The organism is Flagellimonas sediminis, assembly GCF_010500845.1.
In the GTDB taxonomy this organism is placed as follows: Bacteria; Bacteroidota; Bacteroidia; order Flavobacteriales; family Flavobacteriaceae; genus Flagellimonas; species Flagellimonas sediminis.
The window spans coordinates 834,785-855,098 of sequence record NZ_JAAAMI010000001.1 but is presented as its reverse complement, the minus strand read 5'-3'; the positions used below and the strand labels follow the sequence as shown (position 1 = coordinate 855,098).

Genomic DNA, 20,314 nt, shown 5'->3' with positions numbered 1-20,314 from the left:
AAAGGTTTAATGCTAGTTGTAGTTTTTACGTTCAATCATATAATACACCAATGGCACCACCAAAAGGGTCAAAACAGTAGACACAATGGTACCGCCCATAAGTGAAATGGCCAATCCCTGGAAAATAGGATCGAACAAGATCACAAAAGCTCCAATAACGACCGTTCCCGCTGTAAGCAAAATCGGTGTCGTACGGACCGCTCCGGCCTCGATTACCGCTTGTTTCAACGGAATACCGTCATTCAACCTTAGGTTGATGAAGTCGATAAGCAACACCGAGTTCCGCACCATGATTCCCGCCAAGGCAATCATACCGATAAAAGAAGTAGCCGTAAAGAAAGCTCCCAACATCCAGTGGCCCAATACAATCCCAATCAATGAAAGTGGTATGGCCACCATCATCACCATAGGTGCCTTGAAGTTTTGGAACCAACCTACGATCAACATGTAAATGATTACGATGACCCCCAAGAAAGCAATTCCCAAATCCCGGAACACCTCCAAGGTAATCTGCCATTCCCCGTCCCATTTCACGGTATAGTCATCCTCAAACTGGGGTTGTTCCATATAGAGTTCGTTCATGGTATACCCTTTCGGCAATTCCAATTGGTTCAACTTGTCCGTCATTCCCAAAATGGCATACACAGGGCTTTCCAACTCCCCTGCCATATCGGACATTACATATACCACACGTTTCTGGTTTTTCCTATAGATGCTTTTGGCCTTGGTACCCTCGTTGATGGACACCAAATCCCCTACAGAGATCATGTTCCCTTGTTGGGAGGCCACTTTCAATTGTTTGATGGCATCCAAAGTGGATTTATCCTTTTCGCTGATGGAAAGCACAATCCCGATCTGATCAAAGGAATTTTCATCATACACATGAGATACCGGCATTTCCCGGAAAGCCATACCCATCACCTGAACGATCTGTTGGGGGGTAACACCATAAAGCATGGCCTTTTCCTTATCTACAACAAAATCATATTCCACTTGATCATCCTCAACCATCCAATCCACATCCACCACATCAGTAGTGTTGTTCAAAATACCTTTCACTTTATCAGCCACCGCAATCTGTTCATTATAATCCGGGCCATATACTTCGGCCACTATGGTAGACAATACCGGAGGTCCTGGTGGCACCTCCACAATTTTGATATTGGCATTATATTTTTTGCCCAACTCTTGGATTTTCGGTCTGAGCAATTTGGCAATATCGTGGCTTTGCTCGCTGCGATCGTGTTTGTCGGTGAGGTTCACCTGAATATCGGCCATGTTGCTACCTCCCCGAAGATCATAGTGTCTTACCAATCCGTTAAAGGTGATGGGTGCCGATGTACCCACATAACTCTGGTAGTTCATCACCTCTGGTCGGGTTGACAAATAGGCTCCAATTTCCTTGGCTACTGCCGAAGTACGTTCCAAAGTGGAACCTTCAGGAAGGTCGATCACTACCTGAAACTCATTCTTATTGTCAAAAGGCAACATTTTTACGGCCACCGATTTGGTAAAGAACATACCCACGGAACCAAACAACAATACCACAGTGATACCGATGAACAGCCATCTCTTTTTGCGGCTTTCGATCAAAGGTTTTTCAAAACGCTCGTATGCTTTGTAGATAAAGGTGTCCTGAATCTCCGTAGGTTCTTTTTCCTCTTCTTTTTTCTTATCCTTTTCCCTTAGGAAGATGTAGCCCAAATACGGGGTTATGGTCAACGCCACGAACAAGGACAACAACATGGCAATGGATGCACCGATGGGCATTGGGGACATGTAAGGACCCATCAACCCAGATACAAACGCCATTGGCAATACCGATGCAATTACCGTGAAAGTTGCCAAAATGGTCGGGTTACCTACCTCATTTATGGCGTATAAGGCGGCATCTTTGAACGGCAACCGTTTCATCTTAAAGTGGCGGTGCATGTTCTCCGCAATGATGATGGAATCATCTACCACGATACCCGTTACGAACACCAAGGCAAACAAGGTGATACGGTTCAAGGTGTAGTCCAGCATGTAGTAGCTCAACAATGTCAATGCGAAGGTAATCGGCACTGAAAGGAACACCACAAGGCCTCCTCTCCAACCCATGGCCAGCATCACCACAAAGGTCACCGCGATGATGGCACCGATCAAGTGCATCAACAGTTCGGATACTTTTTGCGAAGCGGTCTCCCCATAATTACGGGTCACTTCCACATGAACATCATCCGGGATCAGGTTCTTTTTCAAATGTTCCACTTTCTCCAACACCACATCGGAAATCTTCATGGCATCGGCACCTTTTCTCTTGGCAATGGAAAGGGTAACCGCTGGGTATTCGGATTTGTATTCCGATGATTTCTCGCTGGCAGCACCAAATCCCAGGGAAACATAGTTTTTGGGCAATTCTGGGCCATCCAAAACGGTGGCCACTTGCTTTAAATAAATAGGTTGACCTTGCTTGGTACCTACAATCAGGTTTTCCAAATCCTCTTTGGTTTCCAAGAATCTTCCGGTGGCAATGTGGAACTCGGTGTCGTTGGACAAAAAGTTACCGGAATCCATTTGTTGGTTGTTCGCCTTGATCATTTGGGCAACCGCTAAAAGGTCAATCCCTGATTCAGCCATTTTATCCTTGTCCACCACTATGCGAAGCTGGCGGCTGCGGCCCCCGATCTTTTTGGTGATGGAAACACCATTTACTTTCTCAATCTCGTTGATCAGTTCCCCTGAGATTTCACGCAATTGGAAATCGTTGTACTCATCACTCCATAGGGTGAGTGCCAACATGGGCACATCATCAATGGCACGGGTTTTCACCAAGGGCATGGTCACCCCTTCGGGCATTTGGTCCATGTGCTTGTTGATTTCATCGTACAAGCGTACCAAAGAACGTTCAATATCCTCACCCACATAAAACTGCACAATGGCCATTCCTTGCTCCTGCATGGAAGTGGTGTACACATACTCTACCCCTTTTATGTTGGATATGATCTTTTCAAGCGGTTTGGTGATCCTGGATTCCACCTCGGTTGGGCTGGCCCCGGGATATCCCACAAATATGTCCGCCATGGGCACATCGATCTGCGGCTCCTCTTCCCTTGGAATCAGGAAGGAACTATACACCCCAATGACCATGAACACGATCATCAAGAGTACCGTTAACTTGGAGCTGATGAACCCTCTCGCTATTTTTCCTGCAAGTCCGTCTTTCATTATTCCCTTTTTTAGGTTATTGAATGGTTACTTTAGCTCCATTGTACAGCTTGCCTTCGGCAGAAACGATATAGATTTCCCCTTTGGAAAGACCGGACAATACTTCCACCTCTTCCCCATAAGTTTCGCCCAATCGCAACCAGCGTAATAAGGCCACATTGTCTTGCCCCAAGGTATAGATGCCGCTCAACTGCCCTTTTTGGATCAAGGCTTTGGACGGAACCGTAACCATGGTTTTTTCATTGCTAGCTTTGCCCGTCTCCAGCCTTACGGTTGCATACATACCTGACAAAATTTTGGCATCCGTTTTATCCAATTGTACTTTCATCAAATACTGCCCACCTGTGTTTTGGGCAGAGGCACTTAATTCGGTCACTTTTCCTGTAACGATGGTATCCAAGGCTTTTACTTGAACCAAGGCTTTGGTTCCCACTTGGATCCCGGTGATATTGTTCTCGGCCACTTTGGCCACTACTTCAAAACCTCCAGGAGATTCCACGGAAACCAACGGCACCCCAGGGTTGGCCATATCACCTTCGTCTATGTAGGTATTGGTTACCACCCCACTGAATGGGGCCCGAATGTTGGCGTAGGCAAATTGGGAATTGACCTCGTTCTTCATCTGGTTGGCCGATTCCAATCGGGCCTTGGCCATTTCGTAACGGGCGGTCATATCATCCAATTCCTTTTGGGAAGCACTGCTTTCCCTGAAAAGGTTCTGGAACCTTTCGTAATCTTTCTTGGCATTGTTGAAGGCCACCGTTGCCTCGGTAATAGAGGCTTCCACTTGCGCCTTTTTGGCGCGTAGGTCCACATTATTGATGGAGATTAACAAATCCCCTTTGTTTACTTTTTGGCCAATTTTCACTGGCAAAGATTCCACGTAGCCCATCATTCGGGTACTGAGTGTGGCGTTGTTCAAGGCGGTTATCTGTCCGCTTCCGGCCAAAATGGTGTTACTGTCACCTGTTTCCACTTCAGCAACGGTCACAGAAACGGCTGGTCCGCTGTCCTGCTTTTGCTCCTTGTCACTTCCACAGCTTGCAAGGGTAACACCCAAGGCAAGGGCAATAAAGGCATTTTTATATATTGTAGTGTTTTTCATATCGCAATTATTCTTTAGTTAAAAATGTTAGTAAAGATTGTGCTTGGTTGTACTCGAAAATGGTCTGGTAGTAGGCCAATTGTTTTTCGGCATACATGGACTCTGCCATCAACAGATCCGTTGTTTTTTCCAAGCCTTCCTTAAATCGATTTGTACGTATTCTCAGGGATTCCTCGGATTGGTCCATAGCCAATTTTGAGGTCTGGAGCCTGTTATGCGCATCTTCGACCATCCTTCTGGTGCGTTGTAACTCCATAGAACTTTTGGCAACGTACTGTTCATATTCTTGTTTGGCTTTCTCATAATTTGTTTTGCTCTTGCCCACTTTTGCAAAGCGTTGGGCTCCTTTAAAAACATCCCAGCTTAAACTGGCCCCGATGATATATCCCTTGGCATCTGCACGGAAAACTTGGTCATCGTACATTTCGTAACTGGCAAAGGCATTCAACCTTGGCAAAAAGGTCATGTTCTCTGCCCTCATGTTGGCCTTGTATGCCTCGGAAACCAAGTCCATGGCCCGTACATCGGCACGGTTTTCCAAGGTTGCCTCGGCAGATTCTCCTAAATCATTGGGCATCAATTCTTCGGTAGGTTCATATACCACGTTGCCTTGTTCATTCATCAAAAAGGCCAAATAATCGGATGCATTTTTTACGTTGCTTTTGGCCGAGTTCAGTTGGTTCTCCACCTCGGTTACCCTTACCTTCACTTCCAACAAATCCGCTTTTTGAAGCAGTCCTTGATTATAGCTGTTTTGGGCCGTATTCAAGTTGGCGTTGGCCGCTTCGTAGGCTTTTTCCAATACCTGTACTGCCCTATGGGCCAATTGTAATTGTCCAAACGCCTTTTGCGCTTCAAAATCCAAATAATCCCTAGTGCGCAGTGCCTGAAGGTCTTTGGCCTCCATGGTTGTTTTTGCGGCCTTGCGTTGGAAGAAACCATCCATATTGATCAAGGGCTGCTCCACCGATATTTTGGTGGCGAAGTTTTCTATTTGATCGGGATCGTTCAACAAGGCAGGGTTAAAATCCGCCTGGGTCAATATCTCTTGGTTCAACTTGGAACCAAAGGCCATTAATGGGTTCGTGGTCGTAATCCCTGTGTGGGAAACCGATATTTGGGGTAAAAAGATGGAACTTGAAAATTGGTAATCGTATTTGGCCATCTTCGCCTCCTGTTCGGATACCTTGATACTTGCATTGGATTCCTGGACTCTGGCCAGGACATCCCCCAAGGAAATCTTTACATGGTCTTGTGCCAGCAAAGTTCCCTGTGCGCAAATAAGTGTGATTGCTATAAGTATTCGCTTCATATACTATTTTAATTTGGGTCAAAATTAGACTCGTAAAAAGACACACACAGTAACCTGTGTTACTAAGAAATTTGGGCATAAAAAAGCCCCAATACGAAGAAGTTCCCACAAAGGAAATCCGTATTGGGGTAGTTTACAATGATGAAAGTCAGGGTTTAATAAATCAAAGTTGAGCTCGATTACCGACTTTCAAAACAAACAAATAATGCAATGACTGGTTGAACCTAATGACCGACCATTACTTTTGATCCATTTTAAATACTTCTATTTTTTTCCACTGTTCATCAACGCAAAGACCGCGCCTACCAGAACAATGACCACAAGGGCGAACAAGCCTATCATCCAGATGCCGTTTTCCCAAGATACCAAAGGGATGCTATTGAGAATTTTCACAATGTATTGGTTTTAAAGTTTAATCAAATTTAACGGCAAAACTGATTTCAAAACATGATAATTCTCATGTAGATACCTCCGTAATCCATTGATATTAAACATTTTTACCCTTTAACATCTTGTTCCAATATAAATTGGGCAAGCCGTATTTCTTCAACATCCATAGTCTCCAATGTTCTTTGTCGCTATTGAAAACCAGCATTCGTTTCAACTTTGGATCTGGTATGAAGTTGTTGTTGTAGTCGAACTCCGCCAAGGTCATTTTTCCATAACCCGTTACCAATGGACAGGATGAATAGCCGTTGTAGGATTTGTTATCAGCCGATCTGTTATCCATCAACTTTAGGATATTATCCACTATAACGGGAACCTGTTTCCGCACTGCAGCTCCGGTTTTGGCTGTTGGAAGGGCCGCCACATCCCCTAAACCAAAGATATTGCCATATTTGTGGTGTTGCATGGAATGGTGGTTCACATCCAACCAGCCGGATGCATTGGCCAAAACAGAATCCCTAATAAATTTGGGTGCCGCCTGTGGAGGGGCCAAGTGCAACATATCGAAAGGGACTTGAATGTCCACGTCACCAATCATTACTTCACCCAAATCATTGTCTTCGTTAATGATACACCGATTTTCTTCTGGGGCAGTATGGCTAAAGTGTACAATCTTGTTCTCTACATCGATTTCCTTTGGTGCATAAAACGGCTTAAAATGGATGCCATACCGATCAATGACCTTCATTAGGGTTTCCCGGATTTCTTTTACACCAAAAATTACCGATCCCGGGGTGGCAAAAATCACGTTGGTTTTGTTCTTCAAACCGTTTTTACCGAAATAATCGGCAGCCAAATAGGCAATCTTTTGCGGTGCACCACCACATTTGATAGGGGTTGTAGGTTGGGTAAACAAAGCATTTCCTCCTTTAAAGTTTCGGATGGTTTCCCAAGTAAAATCTGGATCGATGTAATTGCTACAGGCCACCCCTTTTTCGAAAGCTTCCGGCAAGCCTTTGATCATGCTGGGTTCCATGACCAATCCCGGGGCTACCACCAAAAAATCGTAAGTAATGTCACCACTGCTTTCCGTGGATACGGTATTCTGTTCAGGTTGAAAGGCTTTCGCCTTGTCCTTTATCCAATCCACGCCACTGGGCATTACATCTGCCATGGGCTTGGCGGTCTTCTTAAAATCATAGGTGCCAGCCCCAACCAAGGTCCAAGCAGGTTGGTAATAATGCGTTTCAGACGGGTCAATAATGGCAATATCCAGTTTTTTGTTTTTATTGAGCAATTGGGCTGCCGTCATGATTCCCGCCGTTCCTCCCCCAATGATCAATACTTGATAATGTGATTTCATTTTTGTTTGTTCAATTAATTTTCCTGTAAAATATTGAGGAAAGTCATAAAAAAATGTAACCCATGTTACATAATCCTCAAAAAGAGGGTTTATAAATTGAAATCCATCATTTTTATGCCCATAAAAAAAGCCGCTCTTTTAAAAGAACGGCTCTTTTTTATCAACCAACCAAAAAACCTAGTTCTTGACCTTGCAAGTGTTGATCCCAAAAAGGGTGTACAAGGGACAAAAACTAACAAAACTCGTCAAGACAAAGATTGCCGCTAATGCGAGCAACACATATGCCAATGTTCCTGTTATCACATTAAAATAATACAATGCTCCAACTACCAGTGCTAGGATGATTCGGATAACGCGGTCTGCGCCGCCCATGTTTTTTTTCATAATGCTTTGTTTATGATACCTATACAAGTTACCAAAAAATCACGTCATTTTAACTTCTCATTTTTTGATATCCAGAGCGTTATACCAAAAGTAGACAACTCCTTAAAATCTTATAGTAACCTGCGTTACATAGGCTGTATTATTTTTACAGTATATTTAAGTTTGGTGGCTTTAGAGGCCAAAACGTACTTTGGTTGGTAAGGGTTGGGTCGGGTTCCACGACATATAGAACAGGGATTATGCAGGATTATATAAACGCTTTTGTAAACGGGTTGATGGGTACCTTAAACTGGACATGGAAGTCCATTTTGTTCGAAGTGCCTTGGTACACCAATTATTTTTGGGGGCTCATTGTCATTTCCCTTTTGGTATGGGGGTTGGAAATACTGTTCCCATGGCGCAAGGAACAATCCATCATCCGGAAGGATTTTTGGCTTGATGGTTTCTACATGTTCTTCAATTTCTTCATTTTCGCCATAGTGATAAGTGGAGTGTACAAAATGCTGGGTGTTTTGTTTGTTGACTTGGGCATCTCTTCCAAGACTTTGGCCTTGGCGGATATGGGTCACTGGCCCCAATGGGTGCAGCTTTTGGTGTTTTTTATCATTTTGGATTTTGTACAATGGTTCACCCATGTACTCTTGCACAAATACCCGGTGCTCTGGGAATTCCACAAGGTACACCACAGCGTGAAGGAAATGGGATTTGCCGCCCATTTGCGCTACCACTGGATGGAAAATATTTTGTACAAGCCGTTAAAAACATTGGGGGTGATGGTGCTCGGGGGCTTTGAACCCGAACAGGCCTATATTGTGCATTTTGCCGCTATTGCCATTGGACATTTTAACCATTCCAACATTAAATTGACCTATGGCCCCCTGAAATATGTTTTGAACAATCCGGTAATGCACCTGTACCACCATGCCTACACCATTCCCGAAGGTTCGTACGGCGTAAATTTTGGCATCAGTCTGAGTATTTGGGATTACATTTTTAAGACGAACTTTATTCCTGAAGACAGCGGTAAAATTGAACTGGGATTCCCCGGGGACGAAAGATTACCAAAAGGTTTTTGGGGACAATTGGTGTACGGATTCAAAAAGCCGCCAAAGCCATGATCAAACTTATTTGGAGTCTTCCGGAGCATCAAAAACAATGCTCCAAATTCCCCTTACCTCATTTTCATTGTACCCCAAGGCCATGTCGTCAGGATATAATCGGGACAAGTGTTGGGCAACATTTGGCTGAATGGTTTTACCTGGTGTTCCGTGGCAGTTCAAACACATACTGTTGGTGACAATAGGATAGTAGAAATAAACTTTTCCATTTTCTTCTTTCAAGATGGGCTCTACGGAACCGCCTGCGGCCACTTCCTTTTTAAATGTTTCAATATAGGCCAACTCTGATGCATTGGCGGCATTTTTAGGGCTACGAGGCTTGTCGGAGACCCTTTTGATCCGGGCATTGAAATTAGTGGCCATACTATCCGTCAATGGATAGGCCCTTTCGTTACAAAAAGCAACGGCCTCCTCAACACCTTTGTCCTGGATGGTTCCCATGAGGTTCTTGCCCAACACTTTCTGTGTTTCTTGGGCGAATTTCATCCCCATTTCCCTTGAACTTTGTCCCTCTGGAACAACAACCGGTTTTTTACCCTTGTTATAGAGGGAATCCCCTCTTCTATCCATCCAATGTGCCCTGAACCATTCGGGTTCCTCAATTTGATAATCGAAGATGTACTCGGCAATTTTTCGGATTTCATCCTCTGGAAACTGTTGGGAAGGCATTAACCCATATCGGCGCACAGCGCCCCACATCATGGCTTTTTCTTTTGAAGGTGCCTTTACAAATTCCACGATTCCCTTAACGAACGATTCCCTATCCCCGTATGTGTCCAGATAACGTGCTTTTACAGCTATCATGGGTGGGGCAATTCGTTGATTGTTGTCTCCAATGGAAGGATTATGGCATAGATAGCATTTGGTTTCCATCAGTTTTTTACCAACTTCCGAAGATGTTGTCAGTTGTGCTACAGACCCTGGTTCAGCTTCAGTGGTTTTTGGTCCCTGTTTGCAGGAAAACAGCAGTACTACAAACCAAAAAGAAATAAAAAGATATTTCATCACCGTCCCAATTTACCGTTGGCACAACTTACAAAAGATTTTGCTTTGAGAACCATACCGTTCTCATCATCAACCGTGGGATAACCCATTTGTCTAAGGGCTTCTTTAACTAAGGAAGCGCCATCGGCGCCTTGATGATCAAAGCTAACCGATGAGCGTTCCTTCTCCACAATCACATCTTCAATACCGTTCATTTCCGACAATTTGTTGGAAATGGTCCTTGCACAACCACCACATTTAAGGTTCTGTACATGAAATGTTGTTTTCATACCTCCCTATTAATAGGTCCAGGTCCGGTAGCCCCCACGAAGGTCATATACTTCCTGGAATCCCATATCGACCAATATTCTGGCCGCTTTTTGACTCCTGTTCCCGGACTGGCAATAAATATATAGGGGTTTGTCTTTTTTCAATTTGGAAAAGGCGCCCTGAAAGGCGGAACCCTGAAAAAAGTCAATATTGTTCGCTCCCTTGATGTGACCGGCCATAAATTCCGCACGGGTCCTAACATCTACCAATTGTACCTTTCCTTTGGAAATGGCCGTTTTATAATCTTCGCGGTCCAAAATCCGTACCTGATCCGGTAGTGTTTGTCCCTTGAACAAAAAGCTTAGTAACGACATACTTTTTTCTATTTAAGGGCTAAAATACCCCGTATGACCAAAGTGGTCAGTAACGCTGGTTACACAAGAAAAGATTTACTGAAAATGTTCAGGGCTTTCTCCAATCGTCGTAGCCCCCGGAGTAGTCATAGACCTTAGCAAAACCTTTGCTCCTGAGGATCTTGGCTGCATATGCGCTCCTAGATCCGATCATACAGTACACGTATATGGGTCGGTCCTTGTCCAAGGTCTCTATCTGTTTCAAAAAGGCACTTCGATTGCTAAGGTCAAAATTGATGGCGTCATCTATATGGCCGGCATTATACTCTTCTGGGGTGCGTACATCCACAAGCTGTACGTCCTTTCCAATGACTTCCGCCTTGATGGCTTCTTTGTCCACCCGGGTGATGGTACCATCTTGCTGGGATTGGCAAGAAAGGACAGCGGTAAAAACCATCAGATATGGCATCAACCTAAACAAATGTCGCATGGCTTCCCTTTATTTTATGGTCGAAGGACAAACGTAATCCGTAACGGGTATCCCCGCGTTCTTGATTTCGGCAAAACCACCGGATACATCTACCAAGTTATGGATTCCCCTGCTCTTTAAAATGGAGGATGCAATCATACTTCGATATCCTCCGGCACAGTGTATGTAGAAGGTCTCTTTTTCCGGAAATTCGGCCAAGTGGTCGTTCAAATAATCCAATGGGGTCAAATTGGCATTCACCACATGTTCGGCATTATATTCCGATTCCTTTCTCACATCAAAAACAGGAACCCCTTTATCCACCATAGTTTTGAACTGTTCGGCATTTACATTGGGCACCGTATCAAACTCTTTTCCTGCGGCTTTCCAAGCTTCAATCCCTCCTTTTAAATAGCCCAAGGTATGATCAAAACCTACCCTTGAAAGTCGGGTCACGGTTTCCTGTTCCTTGCCCTCGGGTACTACCAAAAGTATGGGTTGTTCCACATCGGCGATCAAGGCCCCTACCCAAGGGGCAAAACTACCATCCAACCCGATGAAGATAGATCTTGGCACATGGCCCTTTGCAAAATCATCTTGGTGGCGTACATCCAACACTACGGCACCTGTTTCGTTGGCCGCCACTTCAAAGGCATCCGGGCTCAAGGCATGTGTTCCTCTTTTCAATACCGTATCGATATCTTCGTACCCTTCTTTGTTCATTTTCACGTTCAAAGGGAAATATTGGGGTGGAGGCAACAATCCTTCGGTCACCTCAGCGATAAATTCGTCCTTGGTCATATTGGCCCGAAGGGCATAGTTCATTTTCTTTTGGTTGCCCAAGGTATCCACTGTTTCCTTCATCATGTTTTTTCCGCAAGCGGAACCAGCACCGTGGGCAGGATATACGATCACATCGTCCGCCAATGGCATGATCTTGTTCCGAAGACTTTCGTATAGCGTTCCAGCCAATTCCTCTTGGGTCATATGGGCGGCTTTTTGGGCCAAGTCGGGCCTGCCTACATCCCCCAAGAACAAGGTATCGCCACTAAAAATAGCATGGTCCTTACCGTTTTCGTCCTTTAATAAAAAAGTGGAGCTCTCCATAGTATGCCCTGGGGTATGCAACACCTTAATGGTCAACTTGCCCAATCGGAACTCCTGTCCATCCGTTGCAATTATGGCATCAAAAGATGGTTTGGCCGTTGGACCGTATATGATTTCCGCACCGGTTTCTTTGGCAAGCGTAACGTGACCGCTCACAAAATCGGCATGAAAGTGGGTCTCAAAAATGTATTTGATCTTTGCCCCATCCTCAGTGGCTTTTTTAATATAAGGCTTCACTTCCCTCAAGGGATCCACAATGGCAGCCTCCCCTTCACTTTCTATATAATAAGCCCCTTGGGCCAAACATCCTGTATAAATCTGTTCAATCTTCATATGACATGGTTTTTACCAAATATAAAATTGTGTGGCGTAACTTTCTGTGACCAAAGTTACAAACTCTTGGACTTGGACTGTAACGATACCTTTTTCTGAATCATACTTCTTTCCTTTTGGTCAAAACAGCCGTCCACTGCTTCAAATGTTTGGACAAAGAGATTTTCTTCACCCAAGATATCGATCAGACCACTGCTGTACAAAATGTCCCTCGTAGGGCCAATGGCCCCTGCAATAAGGAATTTGATTCCTTTTTCGCGCAGGTCCAATATTATGCGCTCTAACATTGCAGTGGCACTGCTATCTATGTAATTGATTGCTTCCGCGTTCAACACAATGGCCTTTAATCCGATTCCCTTTTTTTCTATTTGCTTGTACAATTGTTTTTTGAAATAGTCCTTGTTGCCGAAATACAACTGGGCATCAAACCTTAAGATCAGCTTATCCGAATCAACTTCCACCTCTTCCGAAAAGCGGTCGATGTTCCTGAAATAATTGGTTCCCTTTATCCTTCCCAAAATGGCAATATGTGGGTTGGAAATCCGATAGACCAACAACAGTAAGGAGAGCAATACCCCCAATAGAATGCCTTCTATCAAACCGATGGATAGGGTCATTAAAAAAGTGGCCGTCAACAGTAGAAACTCATCCTTCCTATTTTTCCAAAGCACCAATGGATACTTGATGTCTATCAGCCCAAAAACGGATACGATAATGATAGCCCCCAACACTACTGTGGGCAAATTATGGAACAAGGGTGTCAGAAAAAGCAGGACCCCTGCGACCAATAGCGCACTGAAAATAAGGGACATTCCTGTTTTGGCCCCTGCCTGGTCATTGACCGCAGTCCTGGAAAAACTCCCAGAAACGGAAAAAGAATGGAAAAACGATCCCAATATATTGGAAATTCCCAACGCCCTTAGCTCCTGATTGGCATCCAATTCATACTCCGTGTGTCTTTCTTCCACGGTTTTGGCTATTGAAATGGATTCCATAAACCCGAAAAGGGCCACGGTAATGGCTATAGGGAGCAATTGGCCTATCCTATCCCATAAAATTGGTGGGGACTGGAATGTGGGCAATCCCTTTGGGATATCGCCCACAACACGTATTCCCAATGTTTCCAAATGGAAAATGGAAACGATCAAAATACCCAAGACAACCATCAACAACGGGGTAGGTATCTTTTTACTCACCCTATTCAGTATAATAATGACCAGAGCGGCCAAAATGCCAAATATCAAGGAATTTGGATTGATCTGCCCCAAACTTCCTATTATATTTCCAATAAGTTCATAGATTTTGCTCGATTGTTCAAAATCTGTCCCCAAAATATGTTTTAACTGCCCCAACCCAATAAGTATGGCCGCCGCCGAAGTAAAACCACTGATTACTGGTTTTGACAAAAAATTGACAAAAAAACCCATCTTCAATATTCCCAAAAGAAGTTGGACGCTACCAATGAGTAGGGTTAAAAAGAGTATGGCCGCTATATAATCCTCAATGCCGGCCAAATGTAACGCCCCGATACCTGCCGCAACCAACAAGGAATCCATGGCAACAGGACCAACTGCCAGTTGTCTCGATGTTCCTGTTAAAGCATATATAAAGGGTGGGACCAAAGAAGCATATAGCCCATAAATGGGCGGCATACCAGCAATCATGGCATAGGCCATTCCTTGGGGCACGAGCATGATCCCCACGGTAATCCCTGCAATCAAATCGCCGTACAACAACGAACGATTATAATTTCCTATCCACGATAAAAAAGGAAAATACCTTTTGAGCATCTGATCGGTTTTGCGCAAAAATATAGTGCCTAACGGCAGCCCACAGTAACAAAGGGCACAATTATAAATCTAAGACATGGATATAACTCCTGTGCAATTTCAGCTTTTTCATTTTTTCCAGCTTTTTCAATAATCTGGAAACCACCACCCTTGAAGTGTGCAGATCATAGGCGATTTCTTGGTGGGTGCTCCTGATCTTATTATCGTTGGTCACTTCCACTTTCTTTTTAAGATACTCTACCAGCCTCTGGTCTAAATTCTTAAAGGCAATGCTGTCCACTGTCTGGAGCAATTCATTCAATCGGTTATGGTAGCTATCGAACACATAGTTACGCCAGCCCTGGTACTTGGCCATCCATTCCTCCATCTTCTGAACAGGGACCATGATAACCCGGACTTCGGTTTCGGTAATGGCCCTGATCTCGCTTTTGGTATGCCCCATACAGCAGGCCATGGTCACAGAGCAGGTTTCTCCCTGCTCCAAATAATACAGGAGTAGCTCATCCCCTTCTTCATCTTCCCTCAGCACTTTTATGGCCCCGGATAGAAGCAAGGGCATACTTCGGATGTATTGACCTATATCCATGATGGTTTCGCCCGCGGGTACTTCCATAAGTTTTCCTACCTGTAGGATTTCCTCGATCAGGGGTGGCTCAAAATAATTGCTGAATGTTCCAATAAGATCTTCTTCCATGCTGTTGGTATAGGCCCCCTAAGGTAAATATTTTAAAAATGAAATTCCCGTTTACTTACGGTCCAAATATGAAAAACCCACACTAAAAGTGTGGGTGCATCACAAATAAACGCAAACTAATTAACTGAATTTAAACCTACTTAAACTTAATCTTTCAGGGGTTGACCCATCATTTCCGTGGGTAGGGCAACCTTTAACTTTTTCAAAATGGTTGGTGCAACCTGGTTGGAATAGAGTTGTTCTTCCGTTTTAATTTCACCAGTTGGTTTTATACCCTTTCCAAAAGTGACCATCCAAACTTGGTCCGCTCCCTTTATGTCCGCTCCATGACTTCTCCAGGTATCCAAAGGTTCGGTGCCCCTTCCATGGTCTGTGGTGATGATGAAAACCGTTTGATCTTTATAAAAATCATCCTGTTGGGTGAAATCCCATAGTTCATGGATCATCGAGTCGGTGCGATTAGCTGCTTGTAAATAAAAATCATAGAATCCGCCATGGGCAAAATCATCGGTCTCACCATAAGAGATATACACCATTTTGGGATGGTTTTTTTTCATTTCTTCCAAGGCGTAGTTGTGCGTGAACACATCCAACCTAACGGATTCCCAGATAATAGGGGCTTGTCTCTGAATATCATTGAGCATTTTTTCCCTCTCGGTAAGATCTTCGCCTTTAGCTTTTTCATACCCCGCATTTACGGGAATGCCAGAGCGCTCTTCGTTGATGATATAAGGGAACACATCCCAACTGCCAAAAGCGGCTACCTTCCCTTTCCCTTCTGGTGTGTTATTGTACAACTCCAAAATGGTGGTATTGGGGTTTTCAATCTTATCGTTGCTTCGGATATTTTTATCATCCGCGGTTCCTGTCAAGATTTCGTTGTAACCAGGGTAAGAAAACCACATGGTGTTGGTAAGGTTCACTTTGCTCCCCAAGGTCCTGTTCCCATGCAACTGCCCCATTTTGGAAACTTGGGCCCAGAAAAAGGGCATCAAGGCCTCCCTTCTTTCCTCAGGAGTTTCCCTCCAAAAGGCTTCTTTTAATGCATCCATCTCATGAACATAATCCTTGTTACCGATCAATAAAGGGTCGGCACCCGTAAACAATTCCTGCCAGCGGTACCCATCAAGTGTAATCAAAATGACCTTCGTATCGGAATCCTGTGCACTGATCTTTAGAAAAACTGCCATGGCAGCCATCAAAAGTAACATCTTGTTTTTCATTTTCTATTTGGTTTTAAATGATGCTGTTTCGGACCAATCACTCCAGTTCAGGTTTTGGTCGCGGTAACGGACCCTCCAATAATAGGTGGTTCCGGGTTTCAATCTTTTGGTTCTTTCGTCGGTAAGGTTGTCATCTTTTTGACGGTCTTCCTCATAGTACCAGTTTTCGTATTGTTTCCAACTGTCCAGTGCCAATTTTTCAAAATCCTTGGTTTCAGAAACCTGCCAATGCGCTGCGGCAAGGAAGGCCCCGCTCATCAAACTTGAAAATTCCCCAGCCTTCAATGTGGCAAATTCATCTTCAACTTCCACATTGTTTGTAGGCGAAACTGCTTTGGGCGTTTCAGGTTTCTTTTCCAATCTCCAAATGGTAATACTATCGCGAAGCTCATTGTCCCTAAGCTTGCTTTCGTTGCCACGACTGATTCGCTTAATGGTGAATTTCGGGTCGTTCCGGTTACCGTCCACTTCCACCATCACGAAACCATATTCGTCTTGGGAAACCGTGAACTCGTCATAATCGCGTCCTTCAAACTCCCCCCAATTGTCGATGGCACCACCGGCGGAGGCCACATTGATCCACAAATGTTTGTGGTCTCTGGATTGACCCCTTGAGTAGGCATGGGTATGACCGAAAAAGTGAATACTGGGTTTACCCGTTTTGGTTGAAAACTCCTCCAACATTTTTACCACTTTTCCTGTGGGCTCTTCTTCCCCTGGAATCCAAAGTTCCGATTTATAAGGATGGTGGAGTTGGGCAAAAACAAAGTCGATATTATCATCCTTTTCCGTATCTGTCAAAACCTTTTCCAGCCATTCGTATTGCTCTCTCAAATCCCGATAACCATCATTGGAGTTCAACCCGATCACCCGGGTATTTCCATAATCCTTGTACCACCAATGCTCTGCATAGGCAGGGGTTCCGTTCTCGGGAAGACTGAAATATTTGAAGTAAAAAATGGAGTTTCGCTCATGGTTTCCCAAAACAGGATACACCGGCACTTCGGCAAACAATTTTTGTGCAGGGTCGAAGAAATGTTCCTTCCATTGATAGTATTGGCTGCCGCTCTGAACCAAGTCTCCCGGAATCATGACCATGGCCAGATTATCGGGCAATTTGCCGCCATATTCCTTTTTCAAATATTGAATGATGCCCTCGTTCACCACTTCGGAAAATTTGTTCGGATTTTGGCTATCGTACTGCATGTCGCTCATGGCAACAATATTGAACGATTCCTCATCACTGGCAAAGGGTGGGGTCTTAAATTGATAGATGTCCGATTTGGCCTTACCGGTCTTTACCCGATAGTAGTATTCTGTAAAACGTTCCAAACCTGTCAACTTCACGGTATGTACCCGAAAATCCGAAAAATTGATGTCTTCGGCTTCACCTGCGGCCTTTTTGCCCAGTTTTGGAGTAGTTCCATATTCAACGATGCTTTCCTCGCCATTGGTGGTCTCCCACATAATGGTGATGGAATTGGGTTCGGCATTCTGCAGATAGGGCTGTACCAAGATCTGTGGCTCCGACTGGGCCATCATCGGGGCAATGCCCAAAAACAAAAAGATAAGTAGTTCGTTGATTTTTTTCATTAGGCTATGGCATTTGTTTTTAGGAAGGCGTCGTTCAATATCTCCAAAGCTTTTTCCAGTTCTTCCCGAGAAATGGTCAAGGGAGGTGAGAGTTGCAGGACGTTTCCTTTGGAAACCTTGAAACTCAACCCATTTTTTAAACATTCATACATGATTTCCTCGGCTTCGGCAGTCGCTTTTTCCTTGGTGGTCCGGTTGGTGACCAATTCGATACCCCACAACAGACCTACTCCTCGTACATCACCGATCAGGGAATATTTTCGATGCATTTTGTAAAGGGCCTTTTTCATGAATTCCTCATCTGCCTTTACCTTTTGCAACAATTTTTCTTCTTCAATGATTTCCAAAAGGGTCAATCCGGCTACGGAGCCCAATGGACTTTTTTCGTGGGTATAGTGTCCCAAAGAAATATGACCGAAACGGTTGTACTCTTCACGGGTCACAATGGCAGCTTGGGGAACAATACCTCCACCCAAGCCCTTGCCCAAACAAAGGATATCCGGTTCAATTCCGAACAGTTCGTAGGCAAACATTTTTCCGGTACGACCGAAGGCAATCGGAATTTCATCCAAAATCAACAACACCCCATACTTATCACAAAGTTCACGGGCGCCTTGCCAATATTTTGCGGTTGGAATCTGCACATCGGTATTGCGAATGGTCTCGGCCAAAAAGGCACCGATCTCATCATCCTTGGACAACACATGCTCCAAATACTCCAATGCCTTCTCCTCGTTTCCTTCAAAAATACCGCGATAGGTAATAGGAGGCGGAATGCGTTCCACACCAGGCATCAAAGGGCCCATATGTTCCTGAAAAATGGATTCTCCCCCTACACTGATGGCATCTAAATTGGCCCCATGGAACGAGTCCCAAAAAGAAACTACCTTGTGCTTACCGGTTACCGCGCGGGCCAGTTTCAAGGCTATGCTGATTGCAGAACTTCCGTTTGGGGTAAGCAAAATACGGTTAAGACCTTTTGGAGTGTAGGAAGTCAGTTTCTCCGCAAACTTGATAGCCTTTTCATTGGTATATCTTCGGGTTGAAAACGTAAGTTCCTGCAGTTGGCCCATAAGCGCACTCACCATTTTGGGATGGGAAAACCCTACTTGGTGCACATTGTTACCATGAAAATCCAGATATCTTTTCCCAGAGATACTCTCCAAATAAGAGCCTTCGCAATTTTTTAAAACGTCCAAACACGGGGTGGACATGGATTGGTGCAAAAAGTATTTGGCATCCTTTTCCAACAGCTCCTTGGTCTGGTCGTTCACTTCTTCCTTCAACCATTCTCCTCTGGCAGAGGTAAGGTTGATGTCGCCTTCCACAACAGATTCCCCGTTGTGCCTATCGTGCTTCATATGGTCCATATTTCGCTAGTATTTCCCTTTCTTCCGATGAATCGTTCAACACATAAATATCGTACGAATCCCCGTGATTGTAAACCCGTACTACAATATGTCCCTTTTGGCTTTTGTATTGGTCCAACCTGCCCCCGATCACATCCTTGGTGCCTTGGAGCATAATGGTTGAAAAAATATCGCGTTCGCCAGGGTACAATTGTTTTGATGTCATTCTTCTTAAAACTTCCTCACCAGGGTGGTCAGCTGTCCAATTTTGTTGGATCCAGACACGGGGTCGGATGGTCCGAACATAAAATGGATTCTGTGAATCGCGGTTGCCGTGATGGTTGAGTGTGGCCACATCCACCGGGCCGATTGCCGGGGCCACGTGGGATTCCAAGGCATCCAAATCCGTCTGACCCATGCCGTCTATGCCGGAAATATCACCGCCCGTGTAATAGTTGAACTTGCCGTAATCGATTCGGATACCGTTGCTCAATGGATTCTCCCCGGGATATTGCCCTTGTTGGAACAAAGCGTAAAAGGAATCATCGTAGCCTGTCCAAATGTTTCCGTTGGAGGCAATGTTCTGTATCGAGAATTCCGGATAACCCTTTGGGTTATTTTTCAAAACGATCTGATCCGAACGACCCACCTTCAAGGCTTCATTGATCAATCCAACCTTTTTGGACTGAAAATCGACAAACTTCCAGTACTCCTTCAAGGTCGGTATCATGCCATAGGCATCGCTTGAGAAACGTTCCTCTGCCTGTACTTTGGAATCTTTCAGGTTGATGGGGAATTCAAATCCGCGATCGATCAATTTTTTGATAGGGATAAGGGTTCCCACTTCCATGATTCCGGTCAATTGATACCCTCCCGGAGCTGTTTTTCGCAAGGAATCAATTTCCCCAAAATGATCATCGTGATAATGGGTGATGAGGGCATAATCCAATTTTCGCTCTTGTCTTTTGGGCAGAAACTGGTCGATGTAATCCACGATCCACTGGGGTGCGGTCTTTGACCTGTTCGGAACCAATTCGGCATTTCTGCTAGATGTGGTCCTAGGATGGGTCTCGGACATGTCCCCGGCATCCACCAACATGGTGGTGCCATCAGGAAAAACCACAAAAGCAGCATCGCCCCTACCAGTATTGATGTGGTGGATGTCCAAAAAACCAGGTTGCCAAGCAGGCAATTGCTGCTTTTGGCCTTTTACTATCAAAGCCGTAAAAAACAGAACGGCAAAAAAACCTGATTTTTTGAAGTTGATATGCAT

The 20,314-nt window shown here is 44.6% G+C and carries 18 protein-coding genes; 1 reads left to right on the top strand and 17 read right to left on the bottom strand.

Annotated elements, in window-relative coordinates; genetic code table 11:
* Positions 1-12 precede the first annotated feature (12 nt).
* The 6 genes from GTK07_RS03790 to GTK07_RS03770 all read right to left on the bottom strand — a co-directional run bounded on the left by GTK07_RS03790 (position 13) and on the right by GTK07_RS03770 (position 7,758).
* Positions 13-3,207 (bottom strand): efflux RND transporter permease subunit, encoded by a 3,195-nt coding sequence (locus GTK07_RS03790; protein ID WP_163633137.1) that lies wholly within the window; start codon positions 3,205-3,207, stop codon positions 13-15.
* 16 nt (positions 3,208-3,223) lie between these two features.
* A complete protein-coding gene (locus GTK07_RS03785) occupies positions 3,224-4,312 on the bottom strand; it encodes an efflux RND transporter periplasmic adaptor subunit (protein WP_163633135.1) in 1,089 nt (362 codons plus the stop codon).
* A gap of 7 nt (positions 4,313-4,319) precedes the next feature.
* Positions 4,320-5,624, bottom strand: coding sequence for a TolC family protein (locus tag GTK07_RS03780; RefSeq protein WP_163633133.1), 1,305 nt, complete (start codon positions 5,622-5,624; stop codon positions 4,320-4,322).
* Between the two features lie 264 nt (positions 5,625-5,888).
* Complete coding sequence (locus GTK07_RS19310; protein ID WP_262887562.1) at positions 5,889-6,017, bottom strand: hypothetical protein; 129 nt, start codon at positions 6,015-6,017, stop codon at positions 5,889-5,891.
* Between the two features lie 94 nt (positions 6,018-6,111).
* Positions 6,112-7,374 carry an NAD(P)/FAD-dependent oxidoreductase gene (locus GTK07_RS03775; RefSeq protein WP_163633131.1) on the bottom strand — a complete coding sequence of 421 codons (1,263 nt, stop codon included), beginning with the start codon at positions 7,372-7,374 and terminating at the stop codon, positions 6,112-6,114.
* A 177-nt stretch (positions 7,375-7,551) separates the two neighbouring features.
* Positions 7,552-7,758 carry a YgaP family membrane protein gene (locus tag GTK07_RS03770; protein ID WP_119638916.1) on the bottom strand — a complete coding sequence of 69 codons (207 nt, stop codon included), beginning with the start codon at positions 7,756-7,758 and terminating at the stop codon, positions 7,552-7,554.
* Positions 7,759-7,997: 239 nt separating this feature from the next.
* Here GTK07_RS03770 and GTK07_RS03765 point away from each other — a divergent pair, with 239 nt between their 5' ends.
* On the top strand, positions 7,998-8,876 hold the full coding sequence (locus GTK07_RS03765) for a sterol desaturase family protein (protein ID WP_163633129.1): 879 nt from the start codon (positions 7,998-8,000) through the stop codon (positions 8,874-8,876).
* Positions 8,877-8,882: 6 nt separating this feature from the next.
* On the opposite strand, the gene GTK07_RS03760 is transcribed toward GTK07_RS03765, so the two are convergent.
* From GTK07_RS03760 to GTK07_RS03710, 11 genes are all read right to left on the bottom strand, one after another.
* On the bottom strand, positions 8,883-9,881 hold the full coding sequence (locus GTK07_RS03760) for a c-type heme family protein (RefSeq protein WP_163633127.1): 999 nt from the start codon (positions 9,879-9,881) through the stop codon (positions 8,883-8,885).
* Complete coding sequence (locus GTK07_RS03755; protein ID WP_163633125.1) at positions 9,881-10,150, bottom strand: heavy-metal-associated domain-containing protein; 270 nt, start codon at positions 10,148-10,150, stop codon at positions 9,881-9,883. Before GTK07_RS03755 ends, GTK07_RS03760 begins: the two co-directional genes overlap by 1 nt.
* A gap of 9 nt (positions 10,151-10,159) precedes the next feature.
* Entirely contained in the window at positions 10,160-10,504 is a 345-nt protein-coding gene (locus tag GTK07_RS03750) for a rhodanese-like domain-containing protein (RefSeq protein ID WP_163633123.1), read from the bottom strand.
* 88 nt (positions 10,505-10,592) lie between these two features.
* Complete coding sequence (locus GTK07_RS03745; protein WP_235932420.1) at positions 10,593-10,973, bottom strand: rhodanese-like domain-containing protein; 381 nt, start codon at positions 10,971-10,973, stop codon at positions 10,593-10,595.
* 9 nt (positions 10,974-10,982) lie between these two features.
* The gene (locus GTK07_RS03740) at positions 10,983-12,392 is read right to left on the bottom strand and encodes an MBL fold metallo-hydrolase (RefSeq protein ID WP_163633121.1); all 1,410 of its coding nucleotides are present in this window, start codon (positions 12,390-12,392) and stop codon (positions 10,983-10,985) included.
* Between the two features lie 56 nt (positions 12,393-12,448).
* The gene (locus GTK07_RS03735; RefSeq protein ID WP_163633119.1) at positions 12,449-14,182 is read right to left on the bottom strand and encodes a SulP family inorganic anion transporter; all 1,734 of its coding nucleotides are present in this window, start codon (positions 14,180-14,182) and stop codon (positions 12,449-12,451) included.
* A 61-nt stretch (positions 14,183-14,243) separates the two neighbouring features.
* Complete coding sequence (locus GTK07_RS03730; protein ID WP_163633117.1) at positions 14,244-14,876, bottom strand: Crp/Fnr family transcriptional regulator; 633 nt, start codon at positions 14,874-14,876, stop codon at positions 14,244-14,246.
* Positions 14,877-15,022: 146 nt separating this feature from the next.
* The gene (locus GTK07_RS03725) at positions 15,023-16,099 is read right to left on the bottom strand and encodes an alkaline phosphatase family protein (protein ID WP_163633115.1); all 1,077 of its coding nucleotides are present in this window, start codon (positions 16,097-16,099) and stop codon (positions 15,023-15,025) included.
* 3 nt (positions 16,100-16,102) lie between these two features.
* Positions 16,103-17,692 (bottom strand): fibronectin type III domain-containing protein, encoded by a 1,590-nt coding sequence (locus GTK07_RS03720; RefSeq protein WP_163633113.1) that lies wholly within the window; start codon positions 17,690-17,692, stop codon positions 16,103-16,105.
* The gene (gene pbfA, locus GTK07_RS03715; RefSeq protein ID WP_235932419.1) at positions 17,692-19,053 is read right to left on the bottom strand and encodes a (R)-1-hydroxy-2-aminoethylphosphonate ammonia-lyase; all 1,362 of its coding nucleotides are present in this window, start codon (positions 19,051-19,053) and stop codon (positions 17,692-17,694) included. Before pbfA ends, GTK07_RS03720 begins: the two co-directional genes overlap by 1 nt.
* Positions 19,040-20,314: a ComEC/Rec2 family competence protein gene (locus GTK07_RS03710; RefSeq protein ID WP_163633109.1), complete on the bottom strand. Its 1,275-nt coding sequence runs from the start codon at positions 20,312-20,314 to the stop codon at positions 19,040-19,042. The genes pbfA and GTK07_RS03710 overlap by 14 nt, the downstream gene beginning before the upstream one ends.

What these genes read in the sequence shown, in the direction of transcription:
- GTK07_RS03725 (WP_163633115.1), bottom strand. Translation starts at nt 16,099, where the DNA reads ATGAAAAACAAGATGTTACTTTTGATGGCTGCCATGGCAGTTTTTCTA.
- GTK07_RS03775 (WP_163633131.1), bottom strand. Translation starts at nt 7,374, where the DNA reads ATGAAATCACATTATCAAGTATTGATCATTGGGGGAGGAACGGCGGGA.
- GTK07_RS03740 (WP_163633121.1), bottom strand. Translation starts at nt 12,392, where the DNA reads ATGAAGATTGAACAGATTTATACAGGATGTTTGGCCCAAGGGGCTTAT.
- GTK07_RS03710 (WP_163633109.1), bottom strand. Translation starts at nt 20,314, where the DNA reads ATGCATATCAACTTCAAAAAATCAGGTTTTTTTGCCGTTCTGTTTTTT.
- GTK07_RS03745 (WP_235932420.1), bottom strand. Translation starts at nt 10,973, where the DNA reads ATGCGACATTTGTTTAGGTTGATGCCATATCTGATGGTTTTTACCGCT.
- GTK07_RS03765 (WP_163633129.1), top strand. Translation starts at nt 7,998, where the DNA reads ATGCAGGATTATATAAACGCTTTTGTAAACGGGTTGATGGGTACCTTA.
- GTK07_RS03780 (WP_163633133.1), bottom strand. Translation starts at nt 5,624, where the DNA reads ATGAAGCGAATACTTATAGCAATCACACTTATTTGCGCACAGGGAACT.
- GTK07_RS03770 (WP_119638916.1), bottom strand. Translation starts at nt 7,758, where the DNA reads ATGAAAAAAAACATGGGCGGCGCAGACCGCGTTATCCGAATCATCCTA.
- pbfA (WP_235932419.1), bottom strand. Translation starts at nt 19,053, where the DNA reads ATGAAGCACGATAGGCACAACGGGGAATCTGTTGTGGAAGGCGACATC.
- GTK07_RS03720 (WP_163633113.1), bottom strand. Translation starts at nt 17,692, where the DNA reads ATGAAAAAAATCAACGAACTACTTATCTTTTTGTTTTTGGGCATTGCC.
- GTK07_RS03760 (WP_163633127.1), bottom strand. Translation starts at nt 9,881, where the DNA reads ATGAAATATCTTTTTATTTCTTTTTGGTTTGTAGTACTGCTGTTTTCC.
- GTK07_RS03735 (WP_163633119.1), bottom strand. Translation starts at nt 14,182, where the DNA reads ATGCTCAAAAGGTATTTTCCTTTTTTATCGTGGATAGGAAATTATAAT.
- GTK07_RS03790 (WP_163633137.1), bottom strand. Translation starts at nt 3,207, where the DNA reads ATGAAAGACGGACTTGCAGGAAAAATAGCGAGAGGGTTCATCAGCTCC.
- GTK07_RS03750 (WP_163633123.1), bottom strand. Translation starts at nt 10,504, where the DNA reads ATGTCGTTACTAAGCTTTTTGTTCAAGGGACAAACACTACCGGATCAG.
- GTK07_RS03785 (WP_163633135.1), bottom strand. Translation starts at nt 4,312, where the DNA reads ATGAAAAACACTACAATATATAAAAATGCCTTTATTGCCCTTGCCTTG.
- GTK07_RS03755 (WP_163633125.1), bottom strand. Translation starts at nt 10,150, where the DNA reads ATGAAAACAACATTTCATGTACAGAACCTTAAATGTGGTGGTTGTGCA.
- GTK07_RS03730 (WP_163633117.1), bottom strand. Translation starts at nt 14,876, where the DNA reads ATGGAAGAAGATCTTATTGGAACATTCAGCAATTATTTTGAGCCACCC.